At 50.1% G+C, this 22,572-nt stretch carries 15 protein-coding genes and 1 pseudogene; 8 read left to right on the forward strand and 8 right to left on the reverse strand.

Going from position 1 to position 22,572, the window contains the following annotated elements; all coding sequences use genetic code 11:
* The first annotated feature begins 20 nt into the window (after window positions 1–20).
* Window positions 21–368, forward strand: coding sequence for a LysR family transcriptional regulator (locus ACQE32_RS13400; RefSeq protein WP_426973182.1), 348 nt, complete (start codon window positions 21–23; stop codon window positions 366–368).
* Window positions 369–450: 82 nt separating this feature from the next.
* Here ACQE32_RS13400 and ACQE32_RS13405 read toward each other — a convergent pair whose 3' ends face one another.
* From ACQE32_RS13405 to tssF, 8 genes are all read right to left on the reverse strand, one after another.
* The gene (locus tag ACQE32_RS13405; RefSeq protein WP_426981908.1) at window positions 451–2,850 is read right to left on the reverse strand and encodes a glucose/quinate/shikimate family membrane-bound PQQ-dependent dehydrogenase; all 2,400 of its coding nucleotides are present in this window, start codon (window positions 2,848–2,850) and stop codon (window positions 451–453) included.
* An 807-nt stretch (window positions 2,851–3,657) separates the two neighbouring features.
* The gene (locus ACQE32_RS13410) at window positions 3,658–4,149 is read right to left on the reverse strand and encodes a DcrB-related protein (protein WP_426973184.1); all 492 of its coding nucleotides are present in this window, start codon (window positions 4,147–4,149) and stop codon (window positions 3,658–3,660) included.
* 20 nt (window positions 4,150–4,169) lie between these two features.
* A complete protein-coding gene (locus tag ACQE32_RS13415) occupies window positions 4,170–5,996 on the reverse strand; it encodes an OmpA family protein (protein WP_427021923.1) in 1,827 nt (608 codons plus the stop codon).
* On the reverse strand, window positions 5,990–7,339 hold the full coding sequence (locus ACQE32_RS13420) for a GlcNAc-transferase family protein (protein ID WP_427022040.1): 1,350 nt from the start codon (window positions 7,337–7,339) through the stop codon (window positions 5,990–5,992). The genes ACQE32_RS13415 and ACQE32_RS13420 overlap by 7 nt, the downstream gene beginning before the upstream one ends.
* 27 nt (window positions 7,340–7,366) lie before the next feature.
* The gene (locus ACQE32_RS13425; protein WP_427021924.1) at window positions 7,367–8,383 is read right to left on the reverse strand and encodes a fimbrial protein; all 1,017 of its coding nucleotides are present in this window, start codon (window positions 8,381–8,383) and stop codon (window positions 7,367–7,369) included.
* 3 nt (window positions 8,384–8,386) lie between these two features.
* Window positions 8,387–9,463, reverse strand: coding sequence for an ImpA family type VI secretion system protein (locus tag ACQE32_RS13430; RefSeq protein ID WP_427021925.1), 1,077 nt, complete (start codon window positions 9,461–9,463; stop codon window positions 8,387–8,389).
* Between the two features lie 51 nt (window positions 9,464–9,514).
* Window positions 9,515–10,516, reverse strand: coding sequence for a type VI secretion system baseplate subunit TssG (tssG, locus tag ACQE32_RS13435; RefSeq protein ID WP_426973191.1), 1,002 nt, complete (start codon window positions 10,514–10,516; stop codon window positions 9,515–9,517).
* A complete protein-coding gene (gene tssF / locus ACQE32_RS13440) occupies window positions 10,513–12,393 on the reverse strand; it encodes a type VI secretion system baseplate subunit TssF (RefSeq protein WP_426973193.1) in 1,881 nt (626 codons plus the stop codon). The genes tssG and tssF overlap by 4 nt, the downstream gene beginning before the upstream one ends.
* 494 nt (window positions 12,394–12,887) lie before the next feature.
* Between tssF and tssH the strand changes: the two are divergent.
* The 7 genes and pseudogenes from tssH to tssC form a co-directional block, all read left to right on the forward strand.
* Window positions 12,888–15,491 (forward strand): annotated as a pseudogene (tssH, locus tag ACQE32_RS13445) (type VI secretion system ATPase TssH); the annotation flags it as partial.
* Between the two features lie 199 nt (window positions 15,492–15,690).
* Entirely contained in the window at window positions 15,691–16,224 is a 534-nt protein-coding gene (locus ACQE32_RS13450) for a fimbrial protein (protein ID WP_426973195.1), read from the forward strand.
* A gap of 101 nt (window positions 16,225–16,325) precedes the next feature.
* On the forward strand, window positions 16,326–17,099 hold the full coding sequence (locus ACQE32_RS13455) for a fimbria/pilus periplasmic chaperone (protein ID WP_427021926.1): 774 nt from the start codon (window positions 16,326–16,328) through the stop codon (window positions 17,097–17,099).
* A gap of 165 nt (window positions 17,100–17,264) precedes the next feature.
* The gene (locus ACQE32_RS13460; RefSeq protein WP_426973199.1) at window positions 17,265–19,832 is read left to right on the forward strand and encodes a fimbria/pilus outer membrane usher protein; all 2,568 of its coding nucleotides are present in this window, start codon (window positions 17,265–17,267) and stop codon (window positions 19,830–19,832) included.
* Window positions 19,823–20,410 (forward strand): fimbrial protein, encoded by a 588-nt coding sequence (locus ACQE32_RS13465; RefSeq protein ID WP_427021927.1) that lies wholly within the window; start codon window positions 19,823–19,825, stop codon window positions 20,408–20,410. Before ACQE32_RS13460 ends, ACQE32_RS13465 begins: the two co-directional genes overlap by 10 nt.
* 89 nt (window positions 20,411–20,499) lie before the next feature.
* Entirely contained in the window at window positions 20,500–21,027 is a 528-nt protein-coding gene (gene tssB / locus ACQE32_RS13470; RefSeq protein WP_426973203.1) for a type VI secretion system contractile sheath small subunit, read from the forward strand.
* 15 nt (window positions 21,028–21,042) lie between these two features.
* The gene (gene tssC, locus ACQE32_RS13475) at window positions 21,043–22,542 is read left to right on the forward strand and encodes a type VI secretion system contractile sheath large subunit (protein ID WP_426973205.1); all 1,500 of its coding nucleotides are present in this window, start codon (window positions 21,043–21,045) and stop codon (window positions 22,540–22,542) included.
* Window positions 22,543–22,572 lie beyond the last annotated feature (30 nt).

A 22,572-nucleotide genomic window follows, 5' to 3' on the forward strand; every position in this document is an offset into this window, starting at 1 on the left:
ACATGCTGACGGGGAACCTTATGCAACCGCTTGAAAATATTACCGCAATGATGGTTTTTGCCCGTGTAGTGGAAACCCAGAGTTTCACCGAGGCGGCGAATAGCCTTGGCCTGTCAAAATCTTTTATCAGCAAAGAGATTGCGCAACTGGAAATCCGGCTGGGCGTTAAGCTACTGGAGCGGACAACCCGACGCATGGTGGTCACCGAAGTGGGGCGCGCCTGGTATCAATTTTGCGCCCGCGCCCTGCAGGAAGTGCAGGAGGCCGATGCGTTTATTCGCGATTATCATCAACAGCCCGCCGGTAATCTCAGCATTATTGCGCCAGTTAATTTTGGTCGACGCTGTATCGTGCGCGGCGCGCTATAGGTTGCTATGGCTTTTCTGGCGATCCGCAGGCATAAAAAAACCCCGGCGTCAGGCCGGGGTTTTGTCAGCGTTGCGGGTCAGATTATTTCTGATCCGGCAGCGCGTAGGCAATGATGTAATCACCCAGTTTGGTGCCAAAAGAGCCGTGGCCACCAGCAGAAATCACCACGTACTGTTTGCCGTTGGCTTCATAGGTCATCGGCGTTGCCTGACCACCCGCCGGCAGACGGCCTTCCCACAATTTCTCACCGGTATTGGTGCTGAAAGCGCGCAGGTAGTTATCCGCTGTCGCAGCGATAAAGAATACGTGACCTGCCGTGGTTACCGGGCCACCCAACATCGGCATACCCATTTTGAACGGCAGAGGAACCGGTGAGCTGTCGCGAACGGTACCGATACGTTTTTTCCACACCACTTCGTTGGTTTTCAGATCCAGCGCGGAGATATAACCCCAGGCTGGCTGTTTGCACGGCAGACCAATCGGAGAAAGGAACGGATTCAGTTCCACACCAAAAGGTACGCCATACTGCGGCTGAATACCGGTTTCGGTGCCTGAACCGCCTTTCGCATCGGCTGGCGGCTCCATCGGGTTACCTGGACCACGTGGAATCAGCTTAGAAACAAACGGCAGCGCCATTGGGTTAGCAATCGCGATCTGACGGTTAGGATCCACGGCGATACCACCCCATTCAAACATGCCAAGGTTGCCCGGGAATACCAGGGTACCCTGTTCAGACGGCGGCGTGAACGGGCCTTCATAGCGCAGACGATGGAAGATAACGCGGCACACCAGCTGATCGAACATGGTGGCGCCCCACATATCTTTGCCCGACAGGTTATCTTTCGGACGGAACGTCAGCTCTGAGTAAGGCTGGGTTGGCGACAGGCGATCGCCTTTCGCCGGACCTTGCGGAACCGGGGTTTCCGGCGCAGGCACAACCAGCTTACCGTTGCGGCGATCCAGCACAAAGATGTTACCGGTCTTGGCAGGCGCGTAAATAACCGGGACGGTATTGCCATCTTTATCGGTAATGTCAGCCAGCGTCGGCTGGGACGGCAGATCCATATCCCACAGGTCATGGTGAACGGTCTGATAAGACCATGCCAGCTTACCGGTCGTGGCGTTCAGAGCCAGAACGGTGTTGGCGTAACGCTCCTGTTCCGGCGTACGGTGACCACCCCAGATATCCGGCGTGGAGACGCCCATCGGCAGGTAAACCAGATCCAGTTTGGCGTCATAAACCGCAGGCGCCCAGGAGTTAGGTGAGTTCGGTACGAAGGTTTTACCGTCTGCCGGGATGGCATTTGGATCTTTCGCGCCCGGATCGAACACCCAAAGCAGCGCGCCGGTATTCACATCAAAGCCGCGGATAACGCCTGACGCTTCATGCGTGGAGTAGTTATCGGTTACCGCGCCTGCGACCACAATGACTTTATCAGTGATAACCGGCGGAGAGGTTGGCTCATAGGAACCCGGCGTGGAGACTGACTGTTTGTGCTGCAGATCCAGCTCGCCGTTGTTAGCGAAGTCCGGGCAGCGTTTGCCAGTTTCAGCATCCAGCGCGAACAGACGACCGTCGTTTACCGGCAGGATAATGCGGCGTGCGCAAAGTGCCGGCGCGGCAGTACCCGCAGCAGCAGCAGCAGCAGGGGCTTCATGATAAGAAACGCCACGGCAGGTGATGTGCTGGAAAGTTGGGTTTGACTTCAAACCTGGATCAAATTTCCATTTCTCTTTACCGGTTGTTGCATCCAGAGCAAACAGAATCTGGTGTGCAGTACACAGGTAAAGGGTGTCGCGGATTTTAATCGGCGTCACTTCATTGGTGATTTCACCCGGATCGTTCGGCGTTTTCAGGTCGCCGGTACGGAAGGTCCAGGCTACCTGCAGATCTTTTACGTTCTTCTCGTTGATTTGGGTCAGCGGAGAATAACGGGTACCTGCCTGATCGCGGCCATAGGCCGGCCAGTCGCCCGGTGGGATCGAGGTATCAGCCGCAGCCGGTGCAGTTTGTGCGGAGGCTGGCAGGGTGCCGTTGATCTCCTGCGGATCGTTAAACACAGCCCACGCCAGCACAATAACGCTGACAGCCAGGCTCAGACCCATCAGAGAAGCGCCTGCTTTGCTACCGTGAGACGGCGTAATGCCGCGATATACAAACGGCAACAGCAGCCAGATGCCAAAAATAACCCAAACGTCGGTACGCGGTGCCAGGGCCCAGAAGTCGAAACCGGCTTCCCATACTGACCAGGCTACCGTACCCAGCAGCAGCAGTGCGTAGACCACCAGCGCGGCGCTGTGACGACGATATAACAGAAAGGCCGTTACCAGCATCGCAATACCGCTAATAACGTAGTACCAGCTACCACCTATTGTGGAGAGCCAAAGCCCGCCAATCAGCAAATACGCGCCGCAAAGCACAGCGAATAATACGGTGAGAAGCCGTATCACGCGTAAAGATGATGAGGAGTCTTTCCCCATAATTTAGTCCTCTTGAGTGTTGCCATAAACCTAAGTAAACAACCAGCCTGGTTGTATACCAGCAGATAAAGTACGGGTGTTCAGTGTTCCTGATAGCGCTCTTCTGTGAGCTAAATGTTCCTGATGCGTTAAATTTTATATGAATAAGCGTTACAAGTTTCGATTTTTTTGGCAGGAATTATGATCCGCTGCTTTTTATATAGCAGCTGATCCTGATGCTGGGGCAAAAAATAGCCACGAGAATCGACTTATGGCGAAAAAAAACGCGCTATTTCCGCCACCGGATAACGATTAACCGCATAGTGAGAGGCCACGCCGGAATAAACGGCGGCGGTAAGGAAAAAACGTTATTTATTCCTCATGAGGCGAGTAGAACACCAGCTAATAAATGAGCGCTGATCGGAAGATAAAAATGGCCCTCCAGCCACTCAGGGCGGCAGCGGACAAGATAGACCATTTGTAGCTCGGTCCCCGATAACGCGCCAAACCCGGCTGTGCCACGTAGTGATAATTAACATTGCTAATAAAAAGGCTGAAACAGCGACGATAGCTGTGAAAACACAGCCTCAGCCATAGACTGCCCGGCACAATATCCTCATGCAGGGCATGCCGGTGCGTAATGATAATTTCGCGTTCGGCTTATGACGCGGGCCTGATATCGCGGCGGGAAATTTCAGGCGGAAAGCGTGATTGCAAGTGATAAATATAAAAACTTCCCGCGAACAATCGCTTCGCCAGGAACCAGACAAACCAGAATTTCGGTCGAAATTCTGGTTTTAGAGGCGGGATTGTTACAACAGGGCTGCGTTAGCTTTCCACAGCAAGAGGGGCGTCAGCCGGAATAAAGCTATTAATAATGCGAACATAGTGTTTACGCTGCGCTTCGGTGAAATCATTATTGGCAGCCAGAGTGAACACAATCAGTTTACGTGAGTGCGGATTAAGCCGCGGATGCCAGGGTAGCGTCACAATTGACGATACCTGCCGAACCCACGCACCATCTTCAAGAAATTTATTGGCGGTTTGCAGCACAGGCAGCTTTGCCGGGCCAATCTCATGTTTCAGGTTTTTCCCCTCCACCTCAAAACCAGGGACAAATCGTTTCATTTTATCCCATTGCTTTTCGCAAAAATCATCTACTGTCTGATCTTGTTCCAGCGTGGCGCGGTTAATCAAAATATTATAGGCATTATGATCATCGTCCATAAAGCGAAGGATATTAATTGATTGATCCTCCTGTGGGTCGAATGTCATGAAACTCCCTTCGTTAAGCGGATAGGTCACAGGTTTTTTGCTCATAGGTGACTCTCTCTTATTCCTTAATGGTGTTGTACAGGTAGCGGAATGATTTCAACGCGGCGGTTCTGTGCGCGTCCTTCCTGGGTATCGTTACTGGCTACTGGACGGGAGTTACCCGCGCCTTCAATGATAAAATGGCTGGCCGGCAAACCGGTCTGTTCTGTCAGCCAGTCCCGAATCTTCCTGGCGCGTTCGGTTGATAACGACAGGTTTATGGCGGCGGATCCGGTATTGTCCGAGTGACCGATGATGAGGTACTTCTGTTGCGTCGCGCCCTTTATTTTGGGAACCAGCCCCGCCAGTATTTCTTCACTGCCCGGTCTCAAATTGCTGCTGCCGCTTTCAAACAGCGGCACTGTGCCGGAAAGGGTGAATAAGGCCGCGTCAGCACTCTCTTCATGCTCCCTCATTAACATTTTTAACGGCGTTATCCGGCTGAGGTAACTCTGAATTTCGTCGATGTTCCGCTTGCCGTAGTAATAAAAAACCGTCGTCAGGCAGATAAGGATCGCCAGTAGCGCGACAATACCGGGCCACTTTCTGCGGACCGGCGATAGTGCGATCGCTGGTGGACGTTCAGGCGCAGCTTCTGGTTCTTGTTCCTGTTCGATGAGCGGTAGCAACGGAATTGCAGGTAGCGGCGGCATGGCAATGCATGTCGACAAACCCGGCAGGATCCCATATTTCTCCGCGAGCCAGAGCGACCAGGCGCCATGGCGAGTGAATCCTTGTCCATAATCGGCAAGGAGAACGCCCACCAGATCGATTTGCGTGCTGTCGAACAGGTTTTGCAACACACTCATGATTCGCTTTTCCGCCAACCAGGCGATGAGTGTGCAGGCCAGGGCATGGCGCTGAATAGCGTAGAGATCGCTGCCGTCATCGCGGGCGTCAAGCTCGGTAATCAGGTTAACAAGACGCGATTCCAGCTTGAGGTGGCAGTCAGGCGACGCCGTTAGTCCGCCTGTCCAGATAGCGCTGTCTGGATCATGAGGATAGCGCTGCTGGCTTAGCCGTGTATAAAGCCCAAGCAGACAAGGTAAATGCTCCGGCAATCGGTTTGATGAAAAAGCGTGTTGCCACGCCGTGATTTGTTCAATCATGACGCTGCTGTTTTCGAAACCATCTGCCAGTAGCGGAAAGAAGGCCAGCGTTGTCACCGTGCCGTGGCTTTTTTTTACATGCTCCAGTCGGCCGATCAGCGTGCTGACGTGTTCAGCAACAACCCAGACGATACTGTTGTCGCTACTGGAGGAGAGATTGGCCTGGCTAAACCACTTACCGGCGAACGGCCCAATAATAAAGACCATCAATCGGGGGGACCCTGCATCGCCGTGTTGTACGATCCACGACGCCGGTTCTCCTGCCGATGAGCGTAATGGAGCGCGTGCGCGCGAAAAATAGCGAGCCCGCCAGGCAGTACGTAGCGTAATGAGCGTTTCGGTTCGCCCTTCCATTTGTATCAGCAGCATTAAAAGCTTCCACGCGTAGCGAAATATCACTTCGCTGTCAGTGTTGAGCAGAGCGTCAAGCTGGGCGGAGAGCGTGAGGTTTTCTTGACTTTCGGTGTAACCGTAAAAGTAATGCACCAGTGAATAACGTTGCCAGGAAAGGGAGTTATGTTGCTTATTACTGGTGAGCCGTTTATCGAAATAACAACATAGCGCGCGGCAGAGCGATTCACTCTCTGCCTGTGTCTGGTCTTCCGTCAGCAGCGCCTTATTAAATTGTTCGATGAGCGAGATCAGCCTGAGCTGAAAGTCCGCAGCGGAAGGAATGATCCCGTCAAAGGAGAGAAGTGTATCGATGCCCGTTAGCCTGCAAAAAAGGGTTTCGCTTTTCACCATGCTTTCTCCGTGACGTTGCCCCAGCCTGAGGTATCTGACCACGGGCATATTCGAATAACAGAAGGCCTGTCAATGCTGGCGGTTTTAAACTCAAGTAAAAGCGTAGGGAGATTATCGGCCGATTCGGTGCGTAACGTTTCCAGCTCCTGGGGTTCCAGCGTGCGCTTATACAGCAGGATATTCTGCGCGTTATAAACACTGAGATGCAGATTGCTCATCCTGGTTTCATCGGTCTCATAATCTGACGCGTTCAGCGTGATGGATTTTTTGTAGTAGGCGAACTGCCGGTTAAGCCATTCCGTTTCGTCGGCTGGCGGTGTCGCAAAAAAGTTAATTTTTTCGCTATCCAGGACTTCAGGCAAAACCGTGCTTTTTTGCAGGCAGATACCAGCCTGATATTCAAACTGTCGCAGGGTTCTCTGATTGCCTAACGTGTAAGGGGCGAGGCTGGCGACAGATTCTTTCTCTTCCAGTCCTAACAGGGTCCTGACCCGTTTTTTCGCAACCAGGTCTCTTTCCCACCACGCTTTTTCGACTTTGCCCTGATCCTTCGCCTGATTATTGTGATCGCCCCAGACTTTGCTGTGTTCTTTACGCTGATAGTAATGCCAGAGCAGCGGCTTATGGGGATGATAAACGTCGTAGCCGTGAGTGAAGGCACGGACCGCCATGGCTATCTCTTCTCCAGCGAAGAATATCTGTGGATCGTTGGGTACCGTCTTTACAAAATCGCCGAGAGTGAAGATGAATCCGCCAGCCAGATAGCTGCCGCGTACCGGTACCTCGGCTTGAAACGGCGTAGAGCTAAACATCGGAATGCCTTGCGTGTCGTATTCACGAAAAATCAAACGGCTAACATAGGTCTTTTTACTGGCCTCTTCGTCGTCACCTGGCTTGTAAGCCGGGGGATAAGAGGAGATTATCGGGCGGGGGGACGTCGTCTGTAGTTGTCGCAGCATGGCTGTCATTTCGTTATCCCAGTCAGGAATAAAGCGGCAGTGAGAGTCTATCTGCAGGAAATAACGCTCATTTTCGAACAGCGTTTCCGCCAGGCTGCGCGCCCAGCATGCCCCCTGGCTGGTATAATAGTGGACGCTGATAACATCAATGCGGGCCTGGTTATAGCGAAACATCAATACTTCGCGTCCTTCGACGACCCGGCCTCCCTGTGGCGTAAACCCGGCCTGTTCGAAAAACTCTGGCATTTCGTTGTCCTGCCAGCAAATCGCAATATGCAGATTTTCCGGATGCGCAGCATGGCGCAGCATATCCCTGAGGGTCGGCAACAGTTCCGGATCGCGATAGCTGGCGATGCTGATAAAAATTGTCGCTGGGTTATCCATATTTCCCTGATCCATTAATTATTCCGTTTACTGAATATCAAAAACGATTTCTGCTTTTGCTGTGAAAATGCCACCAGCGGGCGTGGCGGTATTGCCTGGAATTAACGTGGCTTTCCATGAGAATTCGGCGGGTCCCTGGCTGGTGATATTGCTCTTTTGCTCGTAAGTGGTGCCGTCGACTTTCATCAACTGGTTATTACCGTTGGTGATGCGGATCCTCAGCCTGTCTTTATTGCCGGCCGCATCTTCGACCCGGATATAGCTGCCGTCTGAAGAGGGGGTATCGGTGATTATTGAGGCTTTGGCTGAATAGGTGCCATAGTCGCTCTTACACACAATGGCGAAATCCATATTGCGGGTCACGCCTGCGCTTAGCAGCGTGGGCGTCACGGTATTAAAATCGATGGTTTTGGCATTATCGGTAGTACATGCCGGGGTGCTGACTATTTTCATCCCGCCAATATTTAATTTGACGGTGAAATTGGCTGGATTGGCACTCATTATATAGTTATAGCCAATTAGCCCTGCGGGCAATACGGTATCGCCCGTTGGGCTATTCAGGCGTATTCTGCCGGTTTTAAAAAACTGGATGCGGTAGAACGATCCCGCTCCAACATCCAGCATACCGGTTGTTGGTATCACCCATTCCCCCGTATTCTTATCCTTTACAGGAGAAAATTTCAGGTAGCTGGTGGACGGGAAGTTACCAAAGGCCTCACCATTGCTGAATAACAGCTTAACGCCAATACCGGGAATATTGGTCTGATAGATCCTTGTGCTCGGATCCTGGCCAAACAGATTTACCGCGCGCTTTCCATATTCTGTATTTACATCACACTTGTCGAAGCCAACACCGACTCCCAGCACCGTGCTGTCGTACTGAGCGAACTCCTTCGAGGTATCGATCTCCTGATCGGCGGATAGGGTAATCACCTGTGAGCTGATAGCGAGCGGCGTCGGCTGGCCGCGCGCAAGCGTACAGACGGCCCAGGCGCCAGGCGATATCAATATCGTGGAAAGCAGAGCGATAGCGATCCTTAACATCTTTTATTCCTTCTCTTGACTCAGAATGGCGACGATTTCAGGGGGATACATCTTTAAGAGTTCGGCGAAATTTTTCCCAATGCTCTCCTCTGCGTACCTCAAAACCGGAATGAGCGGGCTACTGGGTTCGGTCATTGCGAACCAGCTGCGAACTTCTTGCAGTCGGTGCAGCGCATCGGTGCGGTTGTTAATGCCCTTGCGGACTTCCGACGCCGCCGAAGGGCGCTCGCCACTAACTGCTGGGGCTTCAACGGAAAGCGGTGCGGCATTGATTACAGGAACAGGACGTTCTTCCTGTGCGGGGATTTCCGGTAAGGTATCTGCAGGGAGGTCTGCCGCCGGCGCTGTGCTGCCAAATTCACTGGAAAACATGGCAAGAATATTTTCCAGCACGTTCAGTTCCGGCGCTTCATCCTGAAGTGTTGCGGCAAGCTCTTTTTTTATCTCCTGTAAGAAGAAATGCGCCTGAGTGAGTGGGCGGATCGCGTCTCGTGCGTTGAGATGCCATTCGTGCACTAATGCGGCGATGGCCGTCTCTGGCAGAGCGCCTTCTTCCCGGGGAACCTGGTGTGCCTTTTCAAACTCCTTTACGCTGATTTGCAGGCCAGCGGCTCGTGGAAGCGGCTGGTTACGTAAATCCGCCAGCAGACCATGAATATCCTCCAGTTCGGCGAATGCATTCGCTCGCAATATAGGGGCAAACTCCCCCTCGTCCAGCAATTGGGGATGGAGATCGTCTGGCCAGGCCTTCAGCAAGGCGTGGAGGACTTCAGTACCCTCCGCCAGCGCAGGCAGGCCAATCTTACGTAATCGACAGCGCATCAGGATAACCAACAGCCGGATATCCTTGCTTTTTTGCAGCAGGGCAAGGCAATTTTGCTCTATTTCCGTCCAGTTAATGGGTTCCGCCGCTTCGACGAAGCTGCCGTATTCGGCTCCCAGTTTTGGTTGGATCTGGGATTGCAGCATGATAAATGCCGGATCGTAATCCAGACTTGCGCCGCAGGGGGCATCCTCTGTGACTGGCTGCATGACATGCTGGTAATAATCTGAACAGGCCAGGACTGGTATATGATTCATCACGTTTTATTTTTTATCCCTGTTGTTGGTATCCTTAATTCGGAGCGATTATTAGCGATGATACGTTTCCGGTTCGAAGCTCATACCGTAAACCGGCGAGTCGCATGTCTCCCTCTCTAGCCAACTGGCGTAACCAAGCTGATGATTACCATCGAGCGTGGCGCGCGGTACTTGATCGGGTGCCAGTATTAACTGGACATCCCAGGCATACTCGAAACCGATAAAGCTGCGCACCAGTTCACGAAGTACTGACAGGTCGCGACCCCATGGGCTGAAAAGCATGTACTGAGAGAGGGAAAGTGGTCCCATTAACAATTTGAATTTGTGCTGCCTGTCCAGTACGGTGTTGCCGAGGATCGCACCGTCGCCCAGTAAAGATGCGTAGCAGTCATCGCCAAGCGCGGTTTGATCTTTGCTGTCCAGGAAAATCCATTGCAGCTCAAACTCTTTCATTCGAACAGGAACGTTGAAGTAGTACTGCATAGCGCCCAGCAGGCCGTCTGGATTACGGGCTTCACGAACCAAATGCGCAGAAGAGGCCAGCCTGGCGTGAACCGGAAGCGGTTCTGGTGCCAGTTCAGCTGGATCCAGCCCTACCAGGCTACCGACATAAAATGAAAAACGTTCGTCGTCTTTACGATCCAGCGAGGCAGTATCCTGCGATAAAAACCAGGCACGATAGAACAGGCTAAGCGCCCGATGATGGAAGATATCCACGAAGTCGATTAGCGTGTGGTCGTGTTGTTCATAGCGTGAGTAGGCCAGCTCAGAAAGATGAAGCGGCATCGCCCCTTGCGCGCCCCAAACCCCCAACCCGAACAACTGAAGCTTAATTTTGTCATCCTGTTGGCTGATGGCAGCTATCTCGCGCGGCGAGAAGACCATGCTTGCTACCTGCCCAAGGCGGAAGCGCTCCTGAGAAGGCAACGTGGCCTTACCCGGCGGTGGCAAAGCAGGTGTACGGGCGGCCATTGCGCGCATGATGCTGATGAAACCCGCCTCCCATGGAACCTGAGTATCAAACCAGGCTTCCAGCCCATCAGGTTTTGTCATAACGCCCCCCGTCTGCCCGGGCGCGCTTTCCAGCGCGCGATCAATCCGCGTTGCATGGAGTGCAGTTCAGTTTCCGTAAATACGTTAATGGAGGCATGGCGCGCCAGATAGTTTTCCATCACCAGGCCAAATAAATAGGGACTTATGCCGGAGAAACCCTCTTCGTCCACGGTCAGGCTACAGTTTACTCCGCGTCCGTAGACCAGCAATCCATCGTCCGCCAGGCGGCGTACGACTGGCTTGGTCTGGCATCCTACCAGGCTGTTAATTTGCTCAATGGGTTCAGGATCAGCGGCGCTGGTGAACAGCCTTAGCATATTGCGCAGCGACTCGCCGCCCTGAGCGTGTTCCATATCCGAGAGCGGCAGATAGTTAAAGCTCAGCTGGCGGATCAGCCTCCATGCGGACTCACCCACAGATAATGGAGGTTGTGGAGCGCTGGGCGCGCTGACAAAGCGCGCGCCATGAATAGGGACGGAATCCGACATGGTGAGATCGAAGTTGCCGGTATTGGTGAGAAGACGAGGCAAATCGCGATTAGTGACCATCGCATCGACCAACAGGTAGCGAATATGTTCGCTATAGGGCGCTTCTTGCTGGTCGACCAGCGAGATGAAAATTTCGGTGCCGCTGTAAGGTGTTCGGGTGTCATATTTGCGGCCGGTGGTCTCTTTAGCGCGCATCTCTCGCTTAACAGAGAAGTAACGCCCAAAATTGCCCATATCGCTATGACGAGTTTGATAAAGCGGATTAAATATTAACTCTTCGCTGGTTTCCGCCTGCAGACCCACTACTTTGTTTACGGAAAAAACTTCATAGTCGAGTGAGCGGCTGCGATCGGGAATGATATGGAAATAATTCAATGCCCGGTTGATCTCAATGCGGTCCACCCGTTTCGGAAACAGGTTAATGACCGGAGTACAAAAAAGTAAAAAACGTGAAGCGTCGAGATGAACAGTAAGATCCTGCGGCAATTTAGTTAGGAGAATAATGACTTCTACTTCGTTAGTATTGTTTTGTTCCAGCGCAGCGGAGAGCTGAGTGAGAGAAAAAAAGTAAAAACGCGCACGGCATGCAATATATTCCTGAATTAATGTATGACCGTGAAACATATTCCATTGCAGCGGTAACAGGCTTTGATCAGGCGCCAGACCTTCGAATTTTAGCGGTTGATGGCTGATGACATGGTGCCGTGGCTTATTTTGTTCTCCGCTACGTACTACTGTTGCAATATGGCTGCCGTGAAGCAGCTCAAAGGTATGTGAAACAATGCGTTCATCTCCCTGAATATAAACAGGAAGTTCATCCAGTCCTTTCAGGCTGGAGAAAACCAAATCGCCCTGTAGTTTCAATTTCATGCGTAGTGCGCCTTTTAACTGATGGCGCTTGATACGATAGTGTTCAAGGTCAGGAATATCGGGGGGAACCGAGGTTAGTCTGACTTCTGTAAGTTCCAGCGGCCATAATGTCACATCCTGGTTATTTCTAAATTCGCAGCGAGTCATTTCACCGGGCAGGATTTGGCTGTAAAACGCACTCTGTTTAGGAATGAGATAGCCATGCGTTAAATCGCCTTCACTTAGATCCGGCTTTAGTTGCACGACCCCCATTGAAGGTGTTGGCGAGTTATAGTTGGGATAGACGATATCAAGCAAGCGCTGGGTAAATTTAGGGAATTCAGCATCGAGCTTTATCTGCGTCCTGGCAGATAAAAAGCAAAAAGCTTCTATTAAACGTTCAACATAAGGATCGGCAATTTCAATGCCGTTCATTCCCAGGCGCCCGGCAATCTTAGGGTGGCGGGCAGCAAACTCGTGTGCCATTTCCCTGATGAAAGTCAGTTCCCGATTGTAGTAATCCAGAAAGTTGTGTTCCACTTGGCATCCTGTAATTATCGGCAAGGTAAATCTAACTAACGGTAATGCTTAGAAGCAGGAGAAGCAGGAGAAGCAGGAGAAGCAGGAATATCATGCGGTTCTCGTCGAACTCCTTTTCCTCTCTTTATTAACATCATTCTAAAAGTAAAAAGTATTTTTTTGCTTTGCATATTAATTGTTTTTGTTAATTTAGGAATGTCTCTCGGGCTGTATTCTGAAAAAGAAATGTTTTTGTTTTGAAAAAGAATTCTTTGCCGGTCAAATGATAGGAATGTTTCTCGGGCTAAATTCTTAAAAGCCACAATTTCTTTGTTGAGGGGTTTTATTTACCAGTCAAATAAATAGAATGCCTAACAGGAATAAATAAAATGATTAATGGTTGACTTGGCAGTTGAGTTGTCAATCTTATTGACGAATATATAAAAAAGTAGGGTGTTCTTATCTCTTGCCCAGGAGGGAAAGTGGATGAGCACGGCAATCAAATTTCGGATTAAATCAGGGCGGATTTTATTGTGGCAATAACCAGAAAAAATCTATTTAGCAAGCTCAACACTATCTTGTTTAAAAGTGTAGAAAGTGCAACAACACTGTGTAAATTACGTGGCAATCCTTATGTTGAGCTGGTGCATTGGTTAAATCAGTTATATCAGCAGCAAGACAGTGATATTAAGCATATTATTCGATATTTCGACATTGATGCTGAAATGCTGGAACGCGATTTTGCGCAGGCATTAACTCGTCTGCCAACGGGAGCCAGTTCTATATCTGATTTTTCTTATCATATAGAATTAGCGATTGAACGCTCTTGGGTATTCGCTAGCCTTGAATGCCATGCTGGTTGCATTCGCAGCAGCCATTTGTTGATGGCAATGCTTACCACAATGGAATTACGTCGCGCGCTTTTCGCTATTTCTCCTTTATTTGAAAAAATCCCGCTGGAACCATTAAATAAAGACCTTGGCTATATCGTTCGCGATTCTGCAGAACAAAGCGACCTGGCAGGCGATGCGGTGATAACTGGCGAAGCGGGGATTCCCGGCGAGGCCAGTAATGCCATGGGATCGCCCCTGAATGGGGGGGGGTTGGCCCAATTTTCGACAGATCTCACCGCACTGGCGCGGGAAGGAAAAATCGATCCCGTACTGGGACGCGATAAAGAGATCAATACCATGGTGGATATCCTGTTGCGTCGTCGGCAGAACAATCCATTACTGACGGGGGAGGCCGGGGTAGGTAAGACCGCTGTAGTCGAAGGTCTGGCGTTGGCTATCGCGGCAGGCGAGGTTCCCCCCTCTCTGCAGAAAGTTCGTTTGTTGACGCTTGATGTGGTGGCGCTCTCGGCGGGCGCCAGTATGAAAGGTGAATTTGAGGCGCGCCTCAAGTCAGTCCTGGAAGAGGCCGTCGGCTCCGCAGAACCGGTAATTCTGTTTATTGATGAAATTCATACGTTAGTGGGTGCGGGCGGCAATGCCGGAACGGGCGATGCGGCGAACCTGATGAAACCCATGCTGGCGCGTGGTCAATTGCGCACCATCGGCGCGACGACCTGGAGTGAATTCAAACGCCATATTGAAAAAGATCCGGCGTTGACCCGCCGCTTTCAGGTGCTGCAGGTAGAAGAACCTTCGGAAGAGTTGGCTATCGCAATGGTGCGTGGTTTGCTGCCGGTTCTTGAGAAACATCACGGCGTCTGGATCATGGATGAGGCCGTCCGGGCTGCTGTCCGGCTTTCCCATCGCTATATTCCTGCTCGTCAATTGCCTGATAAAGCGATAAGCCTGCTGGATACTGCCTGTGCCAGGGTAGCGGTGGCACAGCACACGCCTCCGACGGAGCTGCAAATACTGAAATTCCGCAGCCAGTCCGCACAGGCTGAACTGTCGCTCCTTGAAAAGGCGATTGATTTCGGAAAAGAAGACGAGCAGCGTCTTACGCCAATCCAGAGCATGATTACGGAACATGCGGAAGAGGCGAAAATTCTCGATCGCCGTTGGACGCAAGAGTCTGAACTGGTTGCCAGCATTAACGATACGCGTCAGCAACTTCTGTCCGCTACGAAAGAAGAGTCAGGCGTACCAGAGCAAGAGACCGTGGCCTCTTTACAGGCTCGACTTAACCAACTGGAGGCGGCACTGAGCGAGATACGCGGCGAACAGCCGCTGGTTCAGGCGGAGGTGAATGCCGCAGTCGTCGCCTCAATTGTGGCTAACTGGACGGGTATACCTGTAGGGCAGGTACTGAAAGATGATGTCAGCACAGTCATGGAGCTGCCGCAGCGCCTGTCAGAACGGGTCATTGGCCAGCCGTATGCATTGACGTGCCTAAGTAAGAATATTCAGACTGCGCGTGCTGGCCTTGCCGACCCGCAAAAACCGTTTGGCGTCTTTTTGCTGGCGGGACCATCCGGCGTTGGTAAAACCGAAACCGCGCTGGCGATTGCAGGTCAGCTTTATGGCGGCGAACAGAATCTTATCACCATCAACATGAGTGAATATCAGGAAGCGCATACGGTTTCTTCACTGAAAGGTTCTCCACCGGGTTATGTAGGTTACGGTGAAGGTGGTGTTTTAACCGAGGCGGTACGCCGTAAACCTTATAGTGTGATTTTGCTGGATGAAGTGGAAAAAGCACATCCGGATGTTCATGAACTGTTTTTCCAGGTCTTTGATAAAGGAACGATGGAAGATGGCGAAGGCAGGCAGATAGACTTCCGTAATACCATTATTCTGCTTACCAGTAATACTGGCAGCGATATTATTAGCAGTGCTTGTGCCGATCCTGAAACCATGCCGGATGAAGAGAGCTTATTAACGATATTACAGCCTTCATTGTTAAAAGTATTTCCGGCAGCATTTTTAGGGCGGGTGACGGTGATACCTTATTTGCCGTTATCTATTTCTTCATTGCAACATATTGTCAATATTCATTTGAGTCGTATCGCAGCACGCGCGAAGGCCAATCATGACATTGCGTTAACGTTTAGTGATGAGTTGGTTCAGCATATTGTAGAACAATGTCCAGTAGCAGAAACAGGTGCAAGAATGCTGATTAGGTTTATTGAGAAAAATATTCTTCCTGAAATCGGCAGGGCTGTTCTCAATATGGCAGGGGAAAATTTTTCTAAAAATAAAAATTTTGCTATGCATGTAGTCCTGTCACATAGCAAGGATATCGAAATTATTAGAAACACGGAGGAAATGGCAACAGACTAACTGTTAAGAAAACAGGGCATAAATGGAGATGATAGCAGTCTCCTTTTACTTAACGTTTAATAATAAGCATATAAGGGATTATCACATGCGTAATGTAAAACTGACACTGTGCGCAATGGCGTTGGCGGCTACATCGGCTTCGGTGCTGGCTGAAACTCAGGGCACTGTAACCTTTAATGGTGAATTAATTACGGAAACCTGCTCTATCGCCAGCGACTCTATTGACCGTCAGGTACAGTTGCCGACAGTATCCGTTCAGACGTTGAAGACGGCCGGTGCGACCGCAGGTTCAAAAGGTTTCGACCTGAATGTTGAAGGTTGCCCGCAGGGTATCAGCAAAGTGGCAGCGCACTTCGAAGCGATCGGCTCAAGTGGCGTGGATAGCGTTACTGGTAACCTGACTAACCAATTCACTGGAAGCGCGACGAAGGCGACAAATGTAGAGGTTCGTCTGTACAACTCTGATGAACAGCCCCTGAAACTGGGCGAAATGGGTCAAGAGTTCACCGTCAATAGCGGCAAGGCAACCATGCGTTACTATGGAGGTTACTACGCAACAGGTGCCACCACTGCAGGGAAAGTATACGCGCAGGCGCGTTATACCCTGGTTTATCCATAACTGTTGGTTTTTAGCTTGAAGCAGGGCGAGTAATCGCCCTTTTATTAAAAAACTTTGTTGCTATTTAATGTGATGGGATGTCATACATGCAGGGTAGCGCTATGAAATATCAATATGCGATTATTTTAAAATTAATCACTGCTTTTGTTTCTCTGGTTTTTATAACACAGAGCGCTTTTGCAGGTATGACGATTTCCGGAACCCGTATTATTTTCCCAGGGAATACTCGCGAAAAAACCGTACGAACAACCAATAAAGGCTCGGTACCGTTGCTGGCGCAGGTATGGGTTGATGATGGCGGCAAAAATGACGATATCAATAGCATAAAAGTACCGTTCACTGTCACGCCTCCGATTTACCGCGTCGAGCCAGGTAAAGGGCAGAGTGTTCGCCTTATTTATAATGGTATGAGTCTTCCTCAAGACCGTGAATCAGTGTTTTGGTTTAATTTACTGGAAATTCCGCCGGAAAATGAAGCAGTGAAGGAGTTGGATCGTCTTGAACTGGCATTCAGAACGCGTATTAAAATTTTTTATCGCCCGTCAGCACTGAAAAGCGGGAGTATTCAGGAAGTTGAGCAGCTGAAATGGGAAATTATTAGTCCTGCCAGGGGAATTAAAGTCATCAATCCGACGCCTTATTATATTTCATTCGATTCGGCTTATATTACATCCGGTAGTACGAAATCTTCGCTGGCTGTCGATATGATTCCTCCTTTTGGCAGCAAAGAAATGTTAGTTAATAGTAAGGCATCTCGACCAGCAACTATTGACAGCGTCACGGTTCGCCTGATTAGCGATTATGGCAGCATTGCGGAATATCAATTGCTTCCGACGATAGCTAATGGATTAACGATAAGTAAGCTACTCAAATAAACGTATCAGAAATTTTTCTGCAGGCTGAAATAGTTTTTTATTTGAGGTCAGGGAACGGAATTTTCTGCTCAGGGAGGCGGGGAAGTGAAATCAAAAGAAACCAGGGTATACGCACAGCGAATAATACGCGAATCGAAGATTACGTATGCTATCCGACGTACCTTCATGGCTTCTTTAGTTTTAATCGCGAGATTTTCGATATTCGCTTACGGCAGCGCCAATGCTTTACCTGCCAAGACGGACCCGGACATACGTGCAAAAATTGTAAAATTCAACAGTGCTTTTATTCATGGGCAGAGTGTGGATGTTTCCCGATTCTATAAGGGCAATCCAACGCCTGTTGGCGAGTATGTGGTACAGGTTTCCGTTAACGGAGAAAGCCGTGGGCAGCACAAGGTGTTGTTCAGATCAATAGAGAATAGTATTAGCGCACAACCCTGCTTTACGAAGGATGAATTGACCAGCCTGGGTATAAAGTATTCCGTCGAACCATTATCGACGGCACCTGAACAGCAAGATCAAAATAAAGAAGAATATATTCAATGCGCCACGATCGATAAATGGATTGCGGGTGCCGGGGCTAACTATACGGTCGGAGATTTTTACCTTGACCTGACGATTCCCCAGGCCTGGCTTGTACGGTATCCGCGCGGTTATACCGATCCCAACTCCTGGGATTCAGGCGTAACAGCAGCGTTGTTCGACTATAACGGTAACTTTTATGTCCAGCAGAACTCAGGCAGCTTTGTCAGTAATGAGGGCCGCTCGGTCAATGGCAACCTTACAATGATGGCCGGGTTAAACTTTTACGACTGGCGTTTGCGTAAACGGCTTAATACTAACTGGAGCAGCGTTGGCTCAAAGCATACAGAGTCTTTCCTTACTTATCTTCAGCGGGATGTTACGGCGCTGAAAAGTCAGTTGACCCTGGGCGACAGCACAACCAACGGCGATCTCTTCGACAGCCTGCTCGTACGCGGCATTCAGTTGCAGTCAGACGATCGTATGCTGCCAGACGGGCTTCGTTATTATACTCCGCTGGTACGCGGCATCGCTGAAACGAATGCCAGGGTTCAGGTCACGCAGCGTGGGAGGATCCTTTATGAAACCACCGTTCCGGCGGGGCCATTTGAACTGAGCGATATTGGTGCGATGGGCTATGGCGGCGACTTGCAGGCAACAATTATCGAGGCGGATGGCCGCCAGCGAACGCAGATTGTGCCTTTCTCGGCGCCGCCCATGTTGCTGCATGATGGTGTTTTTCGTTTTGGCGTTGCCGTGGGTAAAGTGCAGGACAAACCGTTGTCTGAAAAGCCGAGCCTGGCGCAGCTCTTCTGGCAGTATGGTTTGGGTAATATGTACACGCTATACGGCGGTGGTCAGTTTTCCGAAAATTACACCGCCGCTGGAATGGGTAACGCTTTCAACACACCGTTAGGTGGCTTATCGATAGATGTTATCCGTGCGTATAGCGAACTGGAGAAGGGTAAATCCTCCTCAGGAAACAGTTACAACATTAGTTTCAGTAAGTATTTGGATACAACCTCGACAGATGTCACGCTTGCCGCCTGGCGTTATTCCTCTAAGGGATTTTACAGTTTGAGGGATGCAATGCTGGAGCGCTACGGCACAAGAATCGATGATTATATGGTGGACTATCGGACCCGCCAGCGCTTTACCGTCAGCGTAGGTCAGCCGCTCTGGAATGGCGGAAGAGTGAATTTTTCCGGTAATTTTTACCAGTACTGGAAAGATCGTTCGGCGACCAGCCAATATATGCTCTCCTATAGCAAATCCGAGCGCTATTTTTCGTGGTCGCTTTCCGCTTCGCGCGCCTATAACAGCAATGGGCACAATGTAAACAGCGTTATGTTTTCTATCAGCGCACCTCTTGGCCGCAGCAATATGATAGATAAACCGGTTTTTAACACGATGTATTCCACCGTCTATCATGATAACGATGGTCGCAGCACGTTACAGGTTAACGCTATTGGCAGCCAGGGTGAGCAAAATGAGCTGAGCTATGGCGTTGCTACCTCAGTGAGCAACGCGAAGAATAACGTAGCGCACAGCACCTTTAACGGTAACGTCAATTATAGCTCGCCGGTCGGGCAGTTTGGTTCGACAGCATCGGTGGGGAACAAATCGAGCCAGTTATCGTTTTCGGCAAACGGCAGTGTAGTGGCGCACAACGGCGGCATCACCGCCGGGCCGCGATTGGGGGATTATCCCTTTGCGTTAGTGGAAGCGCCAGGTGCCGAAGGTGCCAGGATGTTGAATGGTTATGGCTCGCAAATTGATGCCAATGGTTATGCCATCGTGCCGTCGCTGACGCCATATCGTAAGAATACCATTGCGGTAAACACACAGGGCCTTCCGGACACAGTTGACATTCTGGAGAGCGAAAGCTCTGTTATTCCTCGCATGGGCGCGGCGGTTAAGGTCAATGTAAAAACACAGGTGGGCGAACCTGTCGTGTTAATTATCAAAGATTCGAAGGGTAAACCGTTACCGATTGGCTCTGATATCTACGATGAACGCAATAACAGTCTTGGTATTATTGGCCAGGGTGGTATGGCCTTTATTCGGGGATGGCAGGCGGAGAAAAATAACCTGTATGTTAAAAACGCCTCCGGTCAGCGCCTCTGCACTATTTATTCTAATGCTACTGTTACCCGGAAAATTATGGAAGCAATGGGACTTGTTACTCAGGTAGGAGTGTTATGTCACTAATTACCATCACCACTGCGAACTATAAATATCTTCGCAACTTGTTATATGCAACCCTGGTCAGCGGTATATTCATTTTCTCGGCCCGGGCATGTTTAACCAATTGCTCGATAGATTTAAATTTTACCGGGATCTATATAGATGAAACCTGCGAAGTTGTGATAAATAATGACAGCAGTAATGAGATAATAACGTTACCCCGAATCTCAACCGCATCGCTGCAAAATAATGGCAGTGAAGCTGGCAGCGTACCGTTTGATATTACGCTAAAGAATTGCCCCGCAAGCCACACAGTGACTCTTTTCTTCGATAGCAGCGTCACTGCGGCGGATAATAAAACAGGTAATTTAGTGAACCGTACCGGATTAACATATAGCGACAATGTGCAGATCAGATTAAGAAAGGAAAATAGTTCGCAGGTTATTATTGATGATGCCGCTTCAGGACAGGATTATATTATTTCTTCTGCGGCTGAGCCAATAAGCCACAGATTTACAGCGAGCTATTATGCAAATGGGGACGCGGTGGTAACTGCCGGGAAGGTTTATGCGATAGCAGGCGTCGAGCTTGTTTATAAATAAAGGGAGGTTGGGCTGGCTGATTATTTTAAGTTAACCATCAAACGAACAACAATTTATCCATGAACGGTTATTGAAGAGTATTGACTACTATGAGCAAAAGCAATTCGCAGAAATTTATCGCACGTAATCGTGCTCCGCGCGTACAAATTGAGTACGACGTGGAAATTTATGGCAGTGAAAAGAAAATTGAACTGCCATTTGTAATGGGGGTTCTGGCCGATCTGTCGGGTAAACCGTTAGAGCCATTGCCGCCGATTGCCGACAGAAAATTCCTTAGCATCGATATCGATAACTTTGATGAGCGTATGAAAGCGATGCGTCCTCGCGTGGCATTTGCAGTACCAAACACGCTAACAGGAGAAGGTCAGCTAATGGTCGATATGACTTTTGAAAGTATGGATGATTTTTCTCCAGACGCTATTGCGCGCAAAGTCGATTCTTTAGCACAGATGCTGGAGGCCCGTACTCAACTGGCTAACCTCCAGACCTATATGGATGGTAAAGCTGGTGCGGAAAATCTGGTCATGAAAGTACTGAATGACAAATCGCTGCTGAATACGCTGGCTTCGGCGCCGAAGCCGAAACAGGCTGATGAAGCCACGTCCCAAAAAAATTGATGTAGAGAGAGAACTATGGCTACCCAAGTAGAAACTTCAAAACAGACAGCCACGAAGGAAGCGTCGCATAGCGATTTCAATACGCTATTAACCCGTGAGTTTAAGCCGAAATCCGAACAGGCGAAAACGGCGGTTGAACTTGCGGTTAAAACCCTGGCGGAACAGGCGTTAACCACGTCGATCACCATGGCTGACGATGCGTATAAGAACATCGCGGCGATTATCGCGGAGATCGATCTTAAGCTTTCCGAGCAAATTAACCTGATTCTGCATCACGAAGAGTTTCAGCGTCTGGAAAGTGCGTGGCGCGGTCTGCACTATCTGGTCAACAACACAGAGACTGATGAAAAGCTGAAGCTGCGCTTTATGGATATCTCCAAAGATGATCTGCGTCGCTGCATGAAGCGTTATAAAGGCATCGCCTGGGATCAGAGTCCGCTGTTTAAGCAAATTTATGAAGAAGAATATGGTCAACTCGGCGGCGAGCCTTATGGATGCCTGGTTGCGGATTACTATTTCGATCATAGCGCGCCGGATGTGGATCTGCTCTCGTCTATTGGCAAAGTCGCGGCTTCCGCTCATATGCCATTTATTACCGGAGCTGCGCCGTCCGTGATGCAGATGGATTCCTGGCAGGAGCTGGCTAATCCTCGGGATCTGACGAAAATCTTCACCCAAAACCTGGAGTATGCGGCATGGAACTCGTTGCGTCAGTCTGAAGATTCCCGTTATATCGGCCTGGCGATGCCGCGTTTCCTTGCTCGCCTGCCATATGGCATCAATACCAACCCGGTGGATGATTTTAACTTTGAGGAGACCACTGACGGTGCCGATCATAACAAATACGCCTGGGCGAATGCCGCGTATGCGATGGCAGTAAATATTAACCGTTCGTTCAAGCATTATGGCTGGTGCACCATGATTCGCGGCGTTGAAAGTGGCGGCGTGGTGGAAAACCTCCCTTGCCACACTTTCCCGACTGATGACGGCGGCGTGGATATGAAGTGTCCGACAGAGATCGCAATTTCTGACCGTCGTGAGTCCGAACTGGCGAAAAATGGTTTTATTCCGCTGGTGCATCGTAAAAATACGGATTATGCGGCGTTCATTGGTGCGCAATCGCTGCAAAAGCCAGCTGAGTACTACGATCCGGACGCCACGGCAAACGCCAATCTGTCTGCCCGTTTACCATACCTGTTCGCTTGTTCACGCTTTGCACATTATCTGAAGTGTATCGTGCGCGATAAAATTGGCTCTTTTAAAGAGCGTGAAGATATGCAGCGATGGCTGAACAACTGGATAATGAATTATGTGGATGGAGACCCTGCTAACTCTTCTCAGGAAACCAAAGCGCGTCGCCCACTGGCGGCAGCGGAAGTGGTAGTGGAAGATGTTGAAGGTAATCCGGGTTATTACCAGGCGAAATTCTTCCTGCGTCCACATTTCCAACTGGAGGGGCTGACCGTTTCTTTACGTATGGTCGCGAAATTACCTTCGCTGAAAAATGTTGCCTGATATGGGCAATTAAACCAAAGAATAATCACG

The sequence above is a fragment of the Pantoea sp. FN0302 genome, from assembly GCF_050113775.1.
In the GTDB taxonomy this organism is placed as follows: domain Bacteria; phylum Pseudomonadota; class Gammaproteobacteria; order Enterobacterales; family Enterobacteriaceae; genus Mixta; species Mixta alhagi.

Excerpts from the sequence above, each read along its gene's own strand:
- tssC (WP_426973205.1), top strand. The coding sequence starts at position 21,043 with ATGGCTACCCAAGTAGAAACTTCAAAACAGACAGCCACGAAGGAAGCG.
- ACQE32_RS13410 (WP_426973184.1), bottom strand. The coding sequence starts at position 4,149 with ATGAGCAAAAAACCTGTGACCTATCCGCTTAACGAAGGGAGTTTCATG.
- ACQE32_RS13455 (WP_427021926.1), top strand. The coding sequence starts at position 16,326 with ATGAAATATCAATATGCGATTATTTTAAAATTAATCACTGCTTTTGTT.
- ACQE32_RS13425 (WP_427021924.1), bottom strand. The coding sequence starts at position 8,383 with ATGTTAAGGATCGCTATCGCTCTGCTTTCCACGATATTGATATCGCCT.
- ACQE32_RS13415 (WP_427021923.1), bottom strand. The coding sequence starts at position 5,996 with ATGGTGAAAAGCGAAACCCTTTTTTGCAGGCTAACGGGCATCGATACA.
- ACQE32_RS13460 (WP_426973199.1), top strand. The coding sequence starts at position 17,265 with ATGGCTTCTTTAGTTTTAATCGCGAGATTTTCGATATTCGCTTACGGC.
- tssB (WP_426973203.1), top strand. The coding sequence starts at position 20,500 with ATGAGCAAAAGCAATTCGCAGAAATTTATCGCACGTAATCGTGCTCCG.
- ACQE32_RS13420 (WP_427022040.1), bottom strand. The coding sequence starts at position 7,339 with ATGGATAACCCAGCGACAATTTTTATCAGCATCGCCAGCTATCGCGAT.
- ACQE32_RS13405 (WP_426981908.1), bottom strand. The coding sequence starts at position 2,850 with ATGGGGAAAGACTCCTCATCATCTTTACGCGTGATACGGCTTCTCACC.
- ACQE32_RS13450 (WP_426973195.1), top strand. The coding sequence starts at position 15,691 with ATGCGTAATGTAAAACTGACACTGTGCGCAATGGCGTTGGCGGCTACA.
- ACQE32_RS13400 (WP_426973182.1), top strand. The coding sequence starts at position 21 with ATGCAACCGCTTGAAAATATTACCGCAATGATGGTTTTTGCCCGTGTA.
- ACQE32_RS13430 (WP_427021925.1), bottom strand. The coding sequence starts at position 9,463 with ATGAATCATATACCAGTCCTGGCCTGTTCAGATTATTACCAGCATGTC.
- tssG (WP_426973191.1), bottom strand. The coding sequence starts at position 10,516 with ATGACAAAACCTGATGGGCTGGAAGCCTGGTTTGATACTCAGGTTCCA.
- ACQE32_RS13465 (WP_427021927.1), top strand. The coding sequence starts at position 19,823 with ATGTCACTAATTACCATCACCACTGCGAACTATAAATATCTTCGCAAC.